The organism is Bradyrhizobium sp. Ses1, from assembly GCF_059512365.1.
This window is the reverse complement of the sequence record NZ_JCAMOQ010000009.1, coordinates 100,174-116,873: the sequence shown is the minus strand read 5'-3', so window position 1 is coordinate 116,873 and position 16,700 is coordinate 100,174. Positions and strand designations below refer to the sequence as shown.

General features: G+C 61.5%; 17 protein-coding genes and 1 pseudogene. 9 read left to right on the top strand and 9 right to left on the bottom strand.

Annotation, left to right across the window (positions count from 1 at the left end):
* The first annotated feature begins 176 nt into the window (after window positions 1–176).
* From AC5ZG5_RS13745 to AC5ZG5_RS13730, 4 genes and pseudogenes are all read left to right on the top strand, one after another.
* On the top strand, window positions 177–659 hold the full coding sequence (locus AC5ZG5_RS13745; protein ID WP_456642653.1) for a DUF305 domain-containing protein: 483 nt from the start codon (window positions 177–179) through the stop codon (window positions 657–659).
* A 9-nt stretch (window positions 660–668) separates the two neighbouring features.
* Window positions 669–1,119, top strand: a pseudogene (locus tag AC5ZG5_RS13740) (YncE family protein); the annotation flags it as partial.
* Window positions 1,120–1,826: 707 nt separating this feature from the next.
* The gene (locus AC5ZG5_RS13735; protein ID WP_456642586.1) at window positions 1,827–2,402 is read left to right on the top strand and encodes a QcrA and Rieske domain-containing protein; all 576 of its coding nucleotides are present in this window, start codon (window positions 1,827–1,829) and stop codon (window positions 2,400–2,402) included.
* Between the two features lie 100 nt (window positions 2,403–2,502).
* On the top strand, window positions 2,503–4,230 hold the full coding sequence (locus AC5ZG5_RS13730) for a methanol/ethanol family PQQ-dependent dehydrogenase (protein ID WP_456642587.1): 1,728 nt from the start codon (window positions 2,503–2,505) through the stop codon (window positions 4,228–4,230).
* A 69-nt stretch (window positions 4,231–4,299) separates the two neighbouring features.
* Here AC5ZG5_RS13730 and AC5ZG5_RS13725 read toward each other — a convergent pair whose 3' ends face one another.
* The 7 genes from AC5ZG5_RS13725 to xoxF5 form a co-directional block, all read right to left on the bottom strand.
* Complete coding sequence (locus AC5ZG5_RS13725) at window positions 4,300–4,563, bottom strand: hypothetical protein (protein WP_028162652.1); 264 nt, start codon at window positions 4,561–4,563, stop codon at window positions 4,300–4,302.
* Between the two features lie 55 nt (window positions 4,564–4,618).
* Window positions 4,619–6,937, bottom strand: coding sequence for a xanthine dehydrogenase family protein molybdopterin-binding subunit (locus AC5ZG5_RS13720; protein ID WP_456642588.1), 2,319 nt, complete (start codon window positions 6,935–6,937; stop codon window positions 4,619–4,621).
* Window position 6,938: 1 nt separating this feature from the next.
* Window positions 6,939–7,391 (bottom strand): (2Fe-2S)-binding protein, encoded by a 453-nt coding sequence (locus AC5ZG5_RS13715; protein WP_130225903.1) that lies wholly within the window; start codon window positions 7,389–7,391, stop codon window positions 6,939–6,941.
* Between the two features lie 529 nt (window positions 7,392–7,920).
* On the bottom strand, window positions 7,921–8,484 hold the full coding sequence (gfa, locus tag AC5ZG5_RS13710; protein ID WP_456642589.1) for an S-(hydroxymethyl)glutathione synthase: 564 nt from the start codon (window positions 8,482–8,484) through the stop codon (window positions 7,921–7,923).
* Between the two features lie 137 nt (window positions 8,485–8,621).
* Window positions 8,622–9,731, bottom strand: coding sequence for an S-(hydroxymethyl)glutathione dehydrogenase/class III alcohol dehydrogenase (locus AC5ZG5_RS13705; protein WP_028162648.1), 1,110 nt, complete (start codon window positions 9,729–9,731; stop codon window positions 8,622–8,624).
* Window positions 9,732–9,775: 44 nt separating this feature from the next.
* Window positions 9,776–10,264 (bottom strand): c-type cytochrome, methanol metabolism-related, encoded by a 489-nt coding sequence (locus AC5ZG5_RS13700; protein ID WP_456642654.1) that lies wholly within the window; start codon window positions 10,262–10,264, stop codon window positions 9,776–9,778.
* A 102-nt stretch (window positions 10,265–10,366) separates the two neighbouring features.
* Complete coding sequence (xoxF5, locus tag AC5ZG5_RS13695) at window positions 10,367–12,172, bottom strand: lanthanide-dependent methanol dehydrogenase XoxF5 (RefSeq protein WP_456642590.1); 1,806 nt, start codon at window positions 12,170–12,172, stop codon at window positions 10,367–10,369.
* Between the two features lie 375 nt (window positions 12,173–12,547).
* Between xoxF5 and AC5ZG5_RS13690 the strand changes: the two genes are divergently transcribed.
* Both AC5ZG5_RS13690 and lanM read left to right on the top strand, forming a co-directional pair.
* A complete protein-coding gene (locus tag AC5ZG5_RS13690) occupies window positions 12,548–13,525 on the top strand; it encodes a helix-turn-helix domain-containing protein (protein WP_456642591.1) in 978 nt (325 codons plus the stop codon).
* A 98-nt stretch (window positions 13,526–13,623) separates the two neighbouring features.
* Complete coding sequence (gene lanM / locus AC5ZG5_RS13685; RefSeq protein ID WP_456642592.1) at window positions 13,624–14,022, top strand: lanmodulin LanM; 399 nt, start codon at window positions 13,624–13,626, stop codon at window positions 14,020–14,022.
* A gap of 69 nt (window positions 14,023–14,091) precedes the next feature.
* On the opposite strand, the gene AC5ZG5_RS13680 is transcribed toward lanM, so the two are convergent.
* Window positions 14,092–14,331, bottom strand: coding sequence for a hypothetical protein (locus tag AC5ZG5_RS13680; RefSeq protein WP_456642593.1), 240 nt, complete (start codon window positions 14,329–14,331; stop codon window positions 14,092–14,094).
* A 158-nt stretch (window positions 14,332–14,489) separates the two neighbouring features.
* Between AC5ZG5_RS13680 and AC5ZG5_RS13675 the strand changes: the two genes are divergently transcribed.
* Both AC5ZG5_RS13675 and pqqA read left to right on the top strand, forming a co-directional pair.
* Complete coding sequence (locus AC5ZG5_RS13675; protein ID WP_028162642.1) at window positions 14,490–14,816, top strand: hypothetical protein; 327 nt, start codon at window positions 14,490–14,492, stop codon at window positions 14,814–14,816.
* A 255-nt stretch (window positions 14,817–15,071) separates the two neighbouring features.
* A complete protein-coding gene (gene pqqA / locus AC5ZG5_RS13670) occupies window positions 15,072–15,152 on the top strand; it encodes a pyrroloquinoline quinone precursor peptide PqqA (RefSeq protein ID WP_035689484.1) in 81 nt (26 codons plus the stop codon).
* Between the two features lie 99 nt (window positions 15,153–15,251).
* On the opposite strand, the gene AC5ZG5_RS13665 is transcribed toward pqqA, so the two are convergent.
* Window positions 15,252–15,560: an EthD family reductase gene (locus tag AC5ZG5_RS13665; RefSeq protein WP_028162641.1), complete on the bottom strand. Its 309-nt coding sequence runs from the start codon at window positions 15,558–15,560 to the stop codon at window positions 15,252–15,254.
* A gap of 209 nt (window positions 15,561–15,769) precedes the next feature.
* Here AC5ZG5_RS13665 and AC5ZG5_RS13660 point away from each other — a divergent pair, with 209 nt between their 5' ends.
* Window positions 15,770–16,603 (top strand): DUF6662 family protein, encoded by an 834-nt coding sequence (locus tag AC5ZG5_RS13660; RefSeq protein WP_456642594.1) that lies wholly within the window; start codon window positions 15,770–15,772, stop codon window positions 16,601–16,603.
* The last annotated feature ends 97 nt before the right edge of the window (window positions 16,604–16,700 follow it).

Below are 16,700 nucleotides of genomic sequence, written 5' to 3'. Positions count from 1 at the left end.
ATATTGGTTCATCTACTGCCATTCGGTTCTGAGCGCCAACGTTTATGTGATCGGCCCGTTTGGCAGCCCTTCGGAATAAGACGCGCCTGCACGCGTCATACCCCCACAACCCAATCAATATGAAGGCCAGAATGCGTAGGCCATCGTTTCACGGCGCCGTGACGGCACTGTCAGGCATGCTTCCGAGACCAGGTCTAGGCACTGCGGTTCTTGGCGCGCGCCTTCTCATCGCGCTTTCTCTTCCGTCGCATGTGCTTGCGCACGAAGCCCACCAGCCTGCGCAGCCGGCAGTTGCCGCCGACGAGGCTCCGTTTTGGAAAGAGAACGAGGCTGCGATGACCAGGATGATGAACGACATGGAGATCAAGCCGACCGGCGATGTCGATCGCGATTTTGTGGCGATGATGTCCCCTCATCATCAAGGCGCGATCGACATGGCGATCAGCGAATTGCGCTACGGCAAGAACGAACAGTTACGGCGCATCGCGCAGGAGATCATCGTCGATCAGCTGCAGGAAATCGCGGCTATGAAGCTTGCGATCGGCCAGCCGGTGACGGATGCCGCGCCTGCTCCCACGCAACAGCAACCGGCTTCGACACCGGTCGAACATCACCACTCAGGCGTGCCGATGGACATGTCATCGGGAACGAAGAAGTAGGAGCAAACCATGACGATCTGGAAAAGCCTTCTCCTTGCAGGCACGATGCTTGCGACCTGTTCCGCCGCGTGGGCAGGACAAGCGCCCGGCGCGCTGTCCGCGCCCGATGTGCCGATCAGCCATCACGACCGCGTTTACGCAGCGGAGCAATTCTCGAATACGGTCTCGGTGACGGACCCTGTCGATAACAAGCTCCTCGGCGTGATCAGGTTGGGCGATCCGCAACCCGTTAACTTCAGCCCGCTCTACAAGGGGCAGGTTCTGGTCCACGGAATGGGCTATTCGCCCGATCATCGCACCCTGGCGGGTCTCGATCGGATCGAACTCGGTAACCTTCATCGACACCGCGACCAATGCCGCCAAGCACGTGACCTATATCGGCCGATCGCCGCATGAAGCGTTCTTTACGCCCGATGGCCGCGAGGCCTGGGTCACCGTGCGCGGCGAGAATTACATCTCACCATCGCAAACAGCACTCCAACGGAGTATGCCGGGTTACGTTTGGTAAGCACGAAAGAAGTGATGAGCGATACGGTCACCACCGAAAGCCATGGACACCCCGACAACGTCACGAGCCGCCAAGCTCGTCGCAATGATAGGGGCCACGGCAATCGGATTTCATCAGGGCCAGCGGTCATAAGCCCGCACCAACAGGCCGGACATATGACCGAAGCAGAGCAGCTCGTTCGATACTTCAAAAAGTGCTTGCCAATGGGGGCCGTCCACATATGACGATGTGAATGCAGCGTCGTAGGGTGGGCTAAGCGCAGCATGCCTACCATTGCGAGCGGAGTGCTGATGGTGGGCACGCTGCGCTTTGCCCACCCTACGATCGTGCGTCTCTCGCAAGCGTGAGCGCGGATGTGTTAGCGGGCTAATACGTTCGACGCTCTCACCTGCATCCGCATCGCACACGTTCCTTGGCGCGCCGCACAAATTCAGAAGCGTCCAACCTGATCCGAAAAATCATCATTGCATTGCTGCTCGCGCGTGATGTGATGAGGGCTTGAGCATCGCGGCTGCTGTCGACAACGAACGGCAAGAGAAAAAACCACCCGCTGCAACGGAGTCATTGATTGCCTTGTTTTCGGCAGAGTTCCGGCGCTCATTTGCACCGGGTCTGAATTCAAGCTCGGTGTTACACCTCAACTCAAGATGGAACTCGAGATGCACCATCCAGACCAGACACGTCGTTCGCTTCTGAAGGTTCTTGCCACCGGCGCCTGCGTTGCGGCCGCCTCGCCTGTTGCGGCGCAAGAGGATCAGCCCGGCAGCAACGATCGGCCGAAGAAGGGCGATCTCCTCGTTATCTCCGAAGGCGACCGCGCCGGCCAAGTCATCAAGTCCGACGACCTCAAACTAGGCGGCCCGCCGGTACGCGCCTGGCCGAAGGATCCCGCCACGTCGGTGGTCCGCAAAGGTTCGCGTTTGAATGAAGTGCTCGTCATCAGGCTAAATCCCGATGAACTCGATGATGACACGCGCGCGCGTTCGGCCGACGGCATCGTCGCCTATTCAGTGATCTGCGCGCATGCCGGATGTCCGATCACCGGTTGGGTGAAGGCGGCCGAAAGCGACCAGAAGGTCCTCAAGTGTTTTTGCCACAATTCCGAATATGACCCGCGGCACAACGCGGACGTCGTGTTCGGGCCGGCAACCCGTCGTCTGGCGGCGCTTCCGTTGGCTCTTACCGACGGTTCGCTCACAGTGTCTGCGGCGTTCGTAGGAAAGGTAGGTGTTTGAGGCAAAGGATAAGGATCAGGCAACGCGAACGAATTGGAGTTATGCAACTAAAAGTTGCGAAAGGTCGTAAATGAAAAACAGAGCAGGGAGGTAGCATCTAATGAGCAGGAAACAATGGCTTCTTACGAGTGCAGCGGCGTTCGCGTGCCTTGTCTCAACCGCCGCGGTGGCTGGCCCGATCGAGAATTACAGCCCGGTGACCTCGGCGCGTCTCGAAAATCCCGAGCCGGGCAACTGGATGCTGTATCGGCGGACCTATGACGGGCAGGGCTATAGCCCGCTCGAGCAGATCAACACCTCGAACGTCAAGAGCCTGACGCCGGTATGGACCTTCTCCACCGGCGTGATCGAAGGCCACGAGGCGCCGCCGATCGTCAACAACGGCGTGATGTTCGTTGCAACCCCGATGGGGCAGGTGATCGCGCTCAACGCCAAGACCGGCGACGAATATTGGCGCTACAAGCGGCAGCTTCCGGAAGATCTGTTCCAGCTGCATCCGACCAGCCGCGGCGTCGGCCTGTGGCAGGACAAGCTCTATCTCGCCACGACGGATGACCATGTGGTTGCGCTCGATGCCAAGACCGGCAAGGTGGTCTGGGATACGAAGGTGCAGGATTACAAGAAGGGCCAGTATATGACCCTGATGCCGCTGATCGTCGACGGCAAGGTCATCGTCGGCGGCTCCGGCGGCGAATTCGGAGTCCGTGGTTATGTCGTCGCATATGACGCCAATAGCGGCAAGGAGCTGTGGCGGACCTTCACTATTCCCGCCCCCGGCGAGCCCGGCAGCGAGACGTGGAGCGGCGACGACTGGAAGACCGGCGGCGGATCGGCCTGGATGACCGGCAATTACGACAAGGACACGAAGACGATCTATTGGGGCGTCGGCAACGCCGCACCATGGCCCGGCTCGGCGCATGCTGGCGACAACCTCTACACCAGCTCAGTGCTCGCGCTCGATCCGGACACCGGCAAGATCAAGACCCACTTCCAGTATCACCAGAACGATTCCTGGGATTGGGACGAGGTTGAAGCGCCGATCCTGGTCAACGTGGAACGGGAAGGCCGTCCGTTCAAGGCGCTCATTCACCCCGGGCGCGATGCGATCTTCTGGGTTCTCGAAGCAAAGCCCGATCGCATCAACTATGTGACCGGCTGGCCGTTCGTGTACACCAATGTCTGGAAGGGCATCGAGAAGGAGACCGGCAGGCCGATCGTCGATCCCGAGCACAAGCCGGTGCTTGGCAAGCGGGTCGAATTCTGTCCGTCGCTGTGGGGCGGCAAGGATTGGCCGTCGGCGGCCTATAGCCAGAAGACCAAGCTCGTCTACGTTCCCGCCAACGAGAACTTCTGCGGCGGCTTCTCCGGCGAGAAAACGCCGCTGGTTCCCGGCCAGCTCTGGCTCGGCACCAAGCCGGAGGATATCGGTCTGACCGTGCGCCCCGGCGCCACTCACATGGGCGAGTTGCAGGCTTGGGATCCAGCCAGCGGCAAGAAGGTCTGGTCGCACACCTTCCCGAAATCGCAACTGTTCGGTTCGGTGCTCGCGACCGCGGGTGATCTGGTCTTTGCCGGAGGCACCAACGATCGCAACTTCCGCGCCTTCGATGCCAAGAGTGGCGAGCTGCTGTGGGAGCAGAAGACCAATTCCGGCATCATGGGCATGCCGATGTCCTATGAGGTCGACGGCACGCAATATATCGCGATCCAGTCGGGCTGGGGCGTCGACGCGCAGCGCATCCAGGATGCCTTGGCCACCCAGAATGTCGGCGTGGAGAACAACGTTCCCCAGGGCGGCGTCGTCTGGGTGTTCGCGGTCAAGAAATAGCGCCGCGGCGGAGCGGGGGGACAAAGCGGCGGACCGAAAGGTCCGCCGTTCTTTATTAGGAACAGGAAATTACTTGCCTTTGTTGTCGACCTTCGCCTTCTCGTCCTCGTTCATCTTCTTGACCGTCGGATCGCGGCTGGCTTCTCCTGTGGTCTGGTTGGTGGTGGCCGGTGGGGCGTTGTTCGGCAGGGAATTCTGCTCCGCGGGCGTCTTCGCCGGCCGCGTGGCAGTCGCGGGTGGTGACGTGTTCGCTTGTGCGTTCGCCGCCTGCGCATTCAAAAGAAAGGCGCCCGCCAGTAGGGACACCGCGAGCGCCGGGAAATTGTGTTTCATCGATCTGTCTCCTCTCCAGACCGATGAAACGGTTGGTGCGAGCTTGCGTTCCGCGTCATGCCTCCAGTTGCTTGCCGATCGGCATCGCACGGATGCGTTTGCCGGTCGCGGCGAAGATCGCGTTGATCAGCGCCGGCGCGAACGGCGGGACGCCGGGTTCGCCGACGCCGCTCGGGGGCGTATCGGGGCTGGCGGGCGGCACGATGTAGACATTGGTCACGGCAGGGGATTCGTCGATCCGGATTACCGGGTAATCGTCGAAATTGCCCTGCTGCACCTTGCCGTCCTTGAAGGTGACCTCGCCATATTTGGCGAGGCTCAGGCCCATGATCGCCGCGCCCTCGATCTGCGACTGGATACGCTCGGGGTTGACATAGGTGCCGCAGTCGATCGCGGTGTCGACCCTTGGCACCGTCAGCTTGCCCTTGTCGTCGACCGCCACCTCGATGATGGTCGCGATGTAGCTGACGAAGCTCCTGTGCACCGCGATGCCGAGGCCATGGCCCTTGGGCACCGAGCGTCCCCAGCCGCCCTTGTCGGCAACCACTTCGACCACCTTGCGCAGCCGCGCGGTGTCGATCGGGTAGCTGTCGTAGGGCTCGCCGTAGTTCCAGGGATCCTTCACCGAGGACAGATTGACGATTCGCGGCGAACCGATCAGCTCCAGCAGCATATCCTTCGGATCGCGGTTGGTGGCTTGGGCGATTTCGGCGACCATGGACTGCACCGCGAACGCGCGCGGGATGTTCGAGACCGAACGGAACCAGCCGATGCGGGTATGTGCGGCCGCTTCCGGATTCTCGCACTGCAGGTTGGCGATCTCGAACGGATTGTCGATCAATCCCATGCCGAGCTCGAACGGCGCCTGGTGAACGGTCCCGGCGGCGAATGTCGAGGCGATCGATGGAGCCACGCTGCGATGGCGCCAGGCGATCACCTTGCCACTCTTGTCGAGACCGGCCTCGATCCGCTCGACCGAGACGGTGTGGAGGAAGTCGTGGCGCACATCGTCTTCGCGCGTCCACTGCACCTTCACGGGCACCCCGAGCTCCTTCGAGAGCAGCACGGCCTCAAGCGCGAAGTCGCATTTCGACTTGCGCCCGAAACCGCCGCCGAGCAGCGTGACGTTGACGGTCACGTTCTCCTCGGGAATGCCGAGCGTCTTGGCGACGTCCTCGCGCGTTCCGCCCGGGCTCTGCACGGGGGCCCAGACCTCCGCCTTGTCGCCCTTGACGTTGGCGACCGCAACCGGCGGTTCCATGCTGGCATGGGCGAAATGGGGCAGATAGTACTCGCCGACGATGACCTTGTCGGCCCTCTTTAACGCCGCCTCGACGTCGCCTTCCTTGCGTACGATGAGGCCTGGCTTGCGCGCGGCTGCCTCGAGCTCGGCACGATAGGCGACCGAGTCGTATTTGGCATTGGCGCCGTCCTCCCAGGTCACCTTCAGCGCGTTGCAGCCCTTGATCGCCGCGCCGGTGTTGCGTGCGATCACGGCCACCCCGCCGAGCGGCTGGAATTTCGACGGCCACGGCCATCCCCTCACTTCCATCACCTTCTCGACGCCGGAGACCTTCAGCGCGTCGGCGGGGTCGAAGGAGGCGAGCTTGCCGCCGGTCACCGGCGGACGCGCGATGACGGCATACTTCATGCCGGGCAGCCGCACGTCGGCGCCATAACGGGCCGCACCCGTCGTGATGTCGTGCAGGTCGACAATGCTGATCTCGCCCTTGCCGAGGTAGCGGAAGTCCTTCGGGTTCTTGAGCTTCAGGCCTTCGATGCTTGGAACCGACTCCTTTGCCGCATCGGCCGCCAGATCGCCGAAGCCGAGCTTGCGCCCGCTTGCGCTGTGGACGACTTCGTGATTGGCGGCCTTCACCTCGCCCGCTGGCACGCCCCAGCGTTTCGCCGCGGCCTGCTCCAGCATGGTGCGAGCCGAGGCGCCGATCTGGCGCATCGGGATCAGATAGTGCCGCGTGCTGCGCGAGCCGTCGGTGTCCTGGTTGCCGAACTTGACCTCATCGCCATGCGCCTGCTGGACGCGGACGCGCGACCAGTCGGCTTCAAGCTCTTCGGCCACGATCAGCGGCAGGCTGGTGCGCACACCGGTTCCCATCTCGGAGCGGTGCGCGACGATCGTGACGATGCCGTCAGGCGCGATCGAGACGAAGACGCGCGGGTCGACCACGACGCCGTGCGGCATCTTCCCCGCGCCGGTCTCGTAGGCAAAGCTCGGGCGTATCATCACGGGTGCAGCGAGCACGAACCCGCCGGCCAGCCCTAAGGTCTTCAGGATGCTGCGGCGCGAAACGTTCTCGATCTTGATGTGCTTCTCGAAACCGCGAAGCTTGCTGGGATTGGTGAGGATATTCATGTCACACCCCCGTCGATGCGAGATGAACCGCGTTCTCGATCCGCTGGTAGCAGCCGCAGCGGCAGATGTTGCCGGACATGGCTTCGCGGATTTGGTCGTGCGACGGTTTTGGATTGTCCGCCAACAGCGCGGCGGCCTGCATGATCTGGCCGGCCTGGCAATAGCCGCATTGCGGCACGTTGACCTGCCGCCAGGCCTTCTGCACCGGGTGATCGCCGGTCGGGTGCAGGCCCTCGATGGTGGTGATCTCGCGGCCGGCCGCATCCGACACCGAGGTGATGCAGGCGCGCACCGCCTGCTTGTCTATGATCACGGTGCAGGAGCCGCACAGCGCCTGACCGCAACCGAATTTGGTGCCGGTGAGCCCGACTTCGTCACGGATGAACCAGAGTAGCGGAAGATCGGGATCGCCATCCCAATTCTGTTCCTGACCATTAATCTTCAACTTGACCATGATCGTCCCTCGCTCTTCTTAAGCTGTTGATGTCTGCAGGCCACGAGCGAGAACATATTTCTCCCTGCGCTCGCGACCACTTCTGGGTCTCGTGCGGCGGGCAGGTCCTTGGAGATGTTTAAGGGGAGCCCGTTGCACGATCGGTAGTCCGTGTCCGGCTGCTCCTTTGCTATGTTCAAATGAAATGCGCCGCCCGCGCGCATCGGGAAAAACAAATGTTATCAGAAACCGATGCGACAGTGACTTCACAGCCCGGTGTTCTGCATTTGCCGTTTGTCAAAAGCGGGGCCGACAGTCGGTGATGTTAGATCGTCAGGATATTTTTGCAAACGCGGCCGACGAAAAATTCACCGCCGCGAGGCAGACGCGGATGGGGAAAAGGCGGAACTGACTTAATTTACGGGAGCAATATGAAGGATGGGCGCGTGCAGCGGAAAATGCTGCGGTGCAGGCACGGATGGCACCGCTGGCGGTCAAGCACCGCCAGCGGGAGCGCGGGCAAATCAGGCAGCCTTGTTAAGCGGCCCTATCAGGCAGCCTTGGATTTCGCCACGTGAGTCGCGATCGCATCCATCAGTGCCGGCGACAGGCAGTCATAGGGCTCGAGTCCCAATTCCTTCAGCCGGCCGCGGATCGCCGGCATATCCTCCGGCTTGGCGCCGGACTCGATCACCGACGAGACGAACGCAGCAAATCCCGGCGCCGCCGAGCCGCTTTCCTGGAAGAGTTCGGGATGGATGAAGTCAAGGCCGTAGAACGGATGCGCCTTGTTCTCGATCCGCCCATACATATGCGTGCCGCAATCCTTGCAGGCATAGCGTTGGATCACGGCCGCGGGGTCGACGATCTGCAGCTTGTCGCCGTTTTCCAGGACCGTCAGGTTCTGTCTCGGTACCACCGCAACGACAGAGAACATCGCCCCTTCCGGCTTCCAGCATTTGGTGCAGCCACAGGCGTGGTTGTGGGCAACGTCGCCCTTGATCTCGACCTTCACCGGTCGGTCCGAGCATTTGCAGACCAGCGTGCCACCGGCAAAGTTGCCCGAGCCTTTTTGGACGCCGTTGTCAATCGACGGGTGGAGATGAACAGTCATGGGTCAATCCTCCTGGTGTTTGACACGTTGATTCTGGAACGGGACATCGTGATCCCGTTCCACTTTTGCTGGAGCATGACCCTTCCGGGGAGCCGGGTCCGCTTCCGCCGACCTGGCACTCCGATTCGGATCACGCCCTAGTAGACGACGACCGAACGGATCGACTTGCCCTCGTGCATCAAGTCGAATCCCTTGTTGATGTCCTCGAGCTTGAGCACGTGGGTGATCATCGGATCGATCTGGATCTTTCCGTTCATGTACCAGTCGACGATCTTCGGCGTGTCGGTGCGGCCGCGCGCGCCGCCGAAGGCCGTGCCCTTCCAGACCCGTCCGGTGACGAGCTGGAACGGCCGGGTCGCGATCTCCTTGCCGGATTCCGCAACGCCGATGATCACGGAGACGCCCCAGCCGCGGTGGCAGGCTTCCAGCGCCTGGCGCATCACATTGGTGTTGCCGGTGCAGTCGAAGGTGTAATCGGCGCCGCCATCGGTGAGGCCGACCAGGTGCTGGACGATATCGCCGCCGACTTTCGTCGGATTGACGAAATGCGTCATGCCGAAGCGGCGGCCCCAATCTTCCTTGGAGTCGTTGATGTCAACGCCGATGATCTTGTCCGCGCCGACCATCTTGGCGCCCTGGATCACGTTGAGCCCGATACCGCCGAGGCCGAACACCACGACGTTGGAGCCTGGCGTGACCTTGGCGGTGTTGACCACGGCGCCGACGCCGGTGGTCACGCCGCAGCCGACATAGCAGCTCTTGTCGAACGGAGCGTCCTCGCGGATCTTCGCCACCGCGATCTCCGGTAGCACCGTGTAGTTCGAGAAGGTCGAGCAACCCATGTAGTGGTAGATGGTCTGGCCCTTGTAGCTGAAGCGCGAGGTGCCATCCGGCATCACGCCCTTGCCCTGGGTGGCGCGGATCGCGGTGCAGAGGTTGGTCTTCTGGCTCAGGCAGCTTTTGCACTGCCTGCATTCGGGCGTGTAGAGCGGGATCACGTGATCGCCCGGCTTCACCGAGGTCACGCCTGCACCGACCTCGCGGACGATGCCGGCGCCCTCATGACCGAGGATGGAAGGGAAGATTCCCTCGCTGTCGAAGCCGTCAAGCGTGTAGGCATCGGTATGACAGATGCCGGTCGCCTTGATCTCGACCAGGACTTCACCGGCCTTCGGGCCTTCCAGGTCGAGCTCGACGATCTCAAGCGGCTTCTTGGCTTCGAATGCGACGGCAGCGCGTGTCTTCATGTTGATCTCTCCGTAAAGCGTGTTGTCGCCCGCGCTCCGCAGCTTCAGTTCTTGCCCATGCAAGACTCTTCCGCCTGCTTATAGGCGGCGGGCTTCTCTTCATGCTTTGCGGGGCGTACGCGCCCCACCGCGTCATTGGCGCGGGCGCGCAGGTAGACATAGAGGTCGTCCATGTAGCAGGCGACGTTTGGATTGTCACCGAACGCCGGCATGACATTTTCCTGTGCGGTACTGACGTTCTTGCGCCCGCTGGCGACGACGCCGAGGAAATCGGCGTAACTCATGGTCTTCAGCGAACTCGCCAATGCCGGTGCATAGGTCGAACCCATGCCGTCCGGGCCATGGCAGACATGGCATTCGGAATGATACCGCCGATATCCGGAGTAGGTGTACCAATCCACCGACCCGTCGGCTGCGACCTTGAAGGTCGGGTTACCCTCCTTGTCCAGATATTTGCCGTTCTCTTCCTTCACGGCGGCCGGATCGACCGCATCGTCGGCGAAGGCGAATCCTCCAGATACGGCGACGATCATCGCCGCAACCACAAACCAGCTTTTACGCAAGAGCATGTCCTCGAGATCAGATACAGGCAAAACCGGCGCGTGGATGGTCCACGCGCCGGAACGACGTTCGGCTCACTGCGGGAGGGAGAACACGGTGAGCGTTCCGCCGAGGGCGGTATAGTTGCTCAGCGCCGCATAGCCGCCGACTGCGCCGAGACCGGCAGTCGGATCGGTCAGCCCTGCAGCAAGGCCGATGCCTGCCCAGCCGCCGACGCCCGAGAGTATGGCCACATACTGCTTGCCGCCCTGCTCATAGGTCGTGACGTTGCCGATGATGCCGGAGGGAGTCTTGAACTTGTAGAGCTCCTTGCCGGTCTTGGCATCGACCGCCTTGAGATAACCTTCGAGCGTGCCGTAGAACACCACGCCGCCGGCGGTCGCAAGCGCGCCTGACCAGACCGAGAACTGCTCCTTGTTCGACCAGACGATCTTTCCGGTCTTGTTGTCCCAGGCGATGAAGTTGCCCATGTGGGTTTCGCCGGGAGGCGGATACATCGAGAGCGTCGCGCCGACATAGGGCTGGCCCGCGGTGTAGCTCACCTTGAACGGTTCATAGTCCATGCAGACGTGGTTGGTCGGCACGTAGAACAGTTGCGTCTCCGGCGAGTAGGCTGCCGGCTGCTCGTCCTTGGTGCCGAGCGCGGCCGGGCAGATGCCCTTGACGTTGACATCCTCGCCCTGCTTGTCGGTCGAGAATTGGTCGACAACCTTCGGCCGGCCGTAGGTCGGCGAGCTCTTGTTCATGTCGACGCCGGTGGTCCAGTTGACCTTCGGGTCATACTTCTCGGCGACGAGCAGTTCGCCGTTGGTGCGATCGAGCGTATAGGCCAAGCCGTTACGATCGAAGTGCGTCAGCAGCTTGCGCTCCTGACCGTTGAAGGGCTGGTCGGTCAGGATCATCTCGTTGACGCCGTCATAGTCCCATTCGTCATGGGGCGTCATCTGATAGACCCACTTGGCCATGCCGTTATCCGGACTGCGCGCGAAGATGGTCATCGACCACTTGTTGTCGCCCGGACGCTGCTTCGGGTTCCAGGTCGAGGGATTGCCCGAACCGTAATAGACGAGGTCGAGCGTCGGGTCATACGACAACCAGCCCCAGGTGCAGCCGCCGCCGGTCTTCCACTGGTCGCCCTGCCAGGTCTTGAGGCTCGAATCCTTGCCGACCGGCTTGCCAAGAGCGGTGGTCTTCTCGGGATCGATCTTGATCTGGTCATCTGGCCCTTCGGAATAGGCGCGCCAGACCTGCTTGCCGCTCTTCGTGTCGTAGGCGGTCACGTGGCATTGCACGCCGAACTCACCGCCGGAGATGCCGACCAGCACCTTGTCCTTCACGACCAGCGGCGCGGATGTGCCGGTCTCGCCCTTGCCAGGATCGCCGTTCTTGGCCGTCCACTCCACCTTGCCGGTCTTGGCGTCGAGTGCCACCAGCGAGGTGTCGGCCTGGTGCAGGAAGATCTTGCCGTCGCCATAGGCCACGCCACGATTCACCGTGTCGCAGCACATCACCGGGATCACGTTCGGATCCTGCTTCGGCTCGTACCTCCAGACAATCTTGTTGTCCTGCGACAGGTCAAGAGCATAGACCTTGTTCGGGAAGGGCGTGTGCACGTACATCATGTTGCCGATGATCAGCGGCCCGCCCTCATGGCCACGCAGCACGCCGGTCGAAAATGTCCAGGCGACCTGCAACTTTCCAACGTTCGAGGCGTTGATCTGATTCAGCTTTGAGTAGCGCGTATTGGCATAGTCACCCGCGGGCATAACCCAGTCCTTCGGGTTCTGCGTCATTTTGCTGAGTTCTTCGTTGGCACTGGCAGCACCTCCGCCGAGCGCCGCCACGGCGCCGATAGAGGTCGCGATTAGCACCTTGCGCATAGTGATTTCCTCCCAATGATGACCTTCCGCTTTCAATCGAAACGGCCCATTTTTTTGGTTCCTCCTCCTATCCCCTTCGTCGATGCGCGACTTGCCCAAGAGAGAAGGGCGGCTTGCTCAGAAGTGAAACTCGAAGAACTTTTTTGCTTGCGGTGCAGCGCGGTGGCGCGCGGGCGTGGCCCCGGTCGCGGGCGTAGGAGGCTGATTTTCCTTGACGGCACTTGAAGTAAAGTCGAGGATTAAACCTCAAGGTTGTCAGGAGGAACGCTGCTCAGGGGTCAAAGACCGCATTAAGATTGAGGTAACGGTACTTCACGGTGACCAAAGCCTCTTGCGGCGAGCAGTCACGCTTTCATCTCGAATCGGTGGCTGGATATGCCCGATACCGTCCGTTCGCTCACTACCTCCGGATTGACGCCGAAGAAGCAGGTTCAATGTTGGACAGACGCACTGACCGATCTATGCGGCCGGTTTGATGTCGATCCGATGGACGCCTCCTCGCTCGAGGCACGGGTCAACTACACCACAGTCTCGCGGCTGAAACTGTGCCAGATCGAGGTGAGTCAGCACCGTATCGCGCATGTGAATGCGCGCTCGAAACTGAGCGATCATCCCTACATCAAGATCCTGTTCCAGACCCACGGGGTCTCCTATTTCGAGCAGGATGGCCGCCATTTCGAGCTCGTTCCCGGCGATTGCCTCGCCTATGACGTTTCCAGCCCGCACACCATCATCAGCCCGTCGCTGACGCGACATGAGGTCGTGATCGTGCCGAAGGCGCTGTTGCAGGAACGTGGTTTCCGTTCGGCACGGATGCCGGCCTGCAAGCTCTCCGCCCGCAGCGGCACCGGCCGCATCGCCTACGATTTCGTGCATGCGGCCTTTTCCGAGGCGAGCCGGCTGTCTCCCTACAATGCGATGGGCGTCGCCGATTCGTTGATCGATCTGTTGCTGTTGCCGCTGCGTGAAGCCGAAACGACGTTCAACCATGGCGGTGCGGAGGCGACCTACATCCGAGCCCAGTTCTTCATCCGCGAACACCTGCGCGATCCGGATCTCTGCATCGACCAGATCTCGACCGCGCTAGGCTGCACCAAGCGCTATCTCCACATGCTGTTCAGCGAGCGCGGCATGACCGTGAGCGACTATATCTGGCGCGCGCGGCTGCAGCATTGCCGTGAGGAGCTGGAAGCGCAGCCCGGCAAGACCATCACCGACGTCGCATTCTCCTGGGGCTTTTCCAGCTCCTCGCATTTCAGCCGCGTGTTCCGGAAGTATTTCGGCATCGTGCCGTCAGCCGTCCACCGGCAGCAGCAGGTCGGCTCCGCGGAATTTTCCGCAACCTCGGACTAGATCGTAAAGCGCGCCGTGGGCGGCTGGCGTGCGCTCCGCTATCTACGCAAGCTTCTCTGCCGCCCTTGCCGTGCAGGTTCTGCCAAGGGAGATGAGAGATGAAATTGCGTGGTCTTGTTATCTTGATATCGGCTGCTGCGCTGCTTACGGCGCCGGCTCTGGCCGCGCCCAAACGCGCCGACCCGATCAAGGCATTCGACACCGACAATGATGGCACCCTCGATCTGGCCGAGGTGAAGAAGGCGGCATCGGCGCTGTTTGCCAGACTGGACCGGGATCATGACGGCACGCTCGATGCGCGAGAATTGCGCGGCCGCCTCAGCGCCAAGGAACTGGGGGCTGCCGATCCTGACCACGACGGAACGCTGACGCAGGATGAATATCTTGCGGTCGTGGAGCAGCGCTTCAACGCGGCCAATCCGGACAAGGATGGAACGCTTGACGCCAAGGAACTGCAGTCGCCCGCCGGTCGCGCCCTGCTGCGGCTATTGCGATAGGATGACAGTGTCTTTGTTTGAGCATGGTCTTTTCGGAAAACCGGTTTCCACTTTTCCGGACCATGCTCTCTAGCTGGCAGGCCCGTGCGAGCAGGCTGCGGGCCGCGGCCTGGAGCCGCGCTTGTCGGGCGGAACGTTGCGATTATCGATCCGCTGCTCGTCCATCCATTTCTTGCCGAGCCGTTCCTTCCCGGTCAGCGTCGCCGGCATCTGCGTCCGCCCAGGCTGAGGCCGTTCCTCGGCGGCGGCTGGCGACGCAACAGCGATCATGATGAATGGAACGAGTAAGAGGCGGGATGACGTTCTCATGCGAGCCCTCGAAAAGCGCTTGCAACTGATGCGGCGTGAACGGCGGCAGTGAACAGCATCGGATTTCACCTCGCCACCCGGAACCTGGGACGCGTGCTTCGGTTCTTCCGTGATCCCGGCGTGCAGGGGCACGCGCCGATTCGAGAAGGAGACGAGACATGAGCACAAGACGCACCATCTTTGCGGGTTGCTCCATCCTGGTGCTGAGCGCCGGCGCCGCGCTGGCAGGTCCCTGCAATACCCAAGGCCAAAGCGCCAATAAGGATGCGGGTTCTGGCCCGGCATCGACCAGCAGCCAGACCACAACGGGCATGGCGAGCGACAAGGAGCATCCGCCGACCAGCACGATGAATAGGGCTACCGGAGATGTCGCCACGTCCTCGCAGGATGTGCAGCGGCAGATGCAGGGCGAGCCCACGGCAGCACAGCAAGCCGAAGGAAAGAAGTCCGAAGGCCAGATGGCGAACAAAGACAACGATTGCTGAGCGCGTTGCTCTTGAACGGCGTCACGCCTCACGCTGTGTCGTGCGATCGATCGTTGAAGCACTCGCGTGCGAGTGTGTGCCCAGCGTGACAGGCTTTGCCCAAGAGGGAACTTGTTTGTCCAGGAGGGAACTATCGGCGCTCAACTGCGGCACGGATGCGCTCGCTGGTCGATCTTGTCCACTTGCGCCACGCGTGAGCTGGCCATAGGTTCGACCTTGGCGTGAACCTCGCGCCAAGCCATTTGGGAGGATCGAATGAGCTGGAAGACTCCGAAGATCGTCGAAGTGCAGGTCGGCATGGAAATCAACATGTACGCCTGCGCATCACGCAAGTAAGCGTCAAGCGCCTGCCCGGCTCGCGCAGCGCTATCTGCGCAAGCCGCGGCAGGCGAATTCGTCAGGCTCACATTTGTTGGGCCTCTGTGTGAGACGCCCTTAAACTTCCTTCGTATCGAAAATGTAGAGATCGGCGCCGCCATCGGCAAAGTTGGCGAGATCCGCGCCTGCCGCCTTTCCTTCCGCCGATCCCATGCCTGCCTTCAGCGCGTCGAGCGAGTCGAAATACAGCGTTGCCGCAAGGTGGACGTTGCTCTCGCCCGCTGGCGTCCTGAGCGGAGCCGTGCTGATGTCGTATTTCTTCAGTCCCGGGATCTTCTTGGCCAGCGGAATGTGCACCGATGCGTAATACTTGTCGAAGGCCTCGGCGTTTTTCGGCGTTTTATAAAGTACCAGAACTCGTGCCATTCGGTTTATTCTCCCTGAAGCGATTGTTCTTCCGCGGGCCCTTCCCGGGTCTTGCATTGCAGCCGAAATGGTCCTTGCAATCAAGCTTCCAATCGCTGCCGCTCGACTGGACGTTGTGATAGGAATGTTCTTGTCAGCGCTGCTGACGCTTTCGATTCGCTCTCGGGACGAGAATGTCTTTTCGCGCAACGATGCTCCGGGCGGCTGCCGTGTGCTTTTTCGCACTGCTTGCTGCCGTCGGCGCGTGTGCCGATGAAATCGATACCGAGCATCTGTTCGGCTTCCTGATCGGCACCGACGTCGGGCATGTCGGCGAGCGCGAATTCCAGACCGAGACCACGGGAAGCTTTTCCAGGAATGGTGGCAGCTATCGTGCCGTTGCCCAGGAGTTCGAACTCGAATTCGTGCCGGCCCGCGACATCCGCATCGAGCTCGGCGGCGCCTTTGTGGCGCACCAGATCTATGGCATTCCCGGCTTTGAAGATCGGCGTCAATTGACCTGGCAAGGTCTTTCTTTGGATGTCCGTTACCGATTTCTCGACCGCGAGACGGCGCCGTTCGGCCTGACCCTCGCAGTGGAAAGCCACTCCGACCGGATCGACGAGACCACAGCCGATCGCATCCGCAATTTCGGCACTGAATTGAGGTTGGCCTTCGATCGCGAGTTGGTACCGAACTTCCTGATCGCGGCACTCAATTTCATCTATCAGCCGGAATGGACGCGTTTTCTTGCCTCGCGCGCTGCGGAACAGGAGGCGACGGTTGGCGCGGCCGTCGGGCTGATGGCGCAGATCAGGCCCGGCGTTTTCGTTGGCGGCGAGGCGCGCTATCTCCGCCATTATGACGGGATCGGGCTGAACGAGTTCGAGGGGCAGGCCTTGTTCATCGGTCCGGTCGCCTATCTCCAGCTCTCGGAACGTGCGCGGCTGACCGCGGCCTGGAGCGTGCAGGCCTGGGGGCGTCCTGCCGGATCGGCTGCGGCGCTCGATCTGGTCAATTTCGAGCGCCATCAGGCGCGGCTTGTGTTTGGCATGAATTTCTAGGAACCTCCCGCAGTGGTTCCGGCTTTCACGGTGAGGCGAAACCTGGCCTCGCCGCCCACGTAGCTTGCTGTGCTGTTACTTCACCGAAGCACCAGGG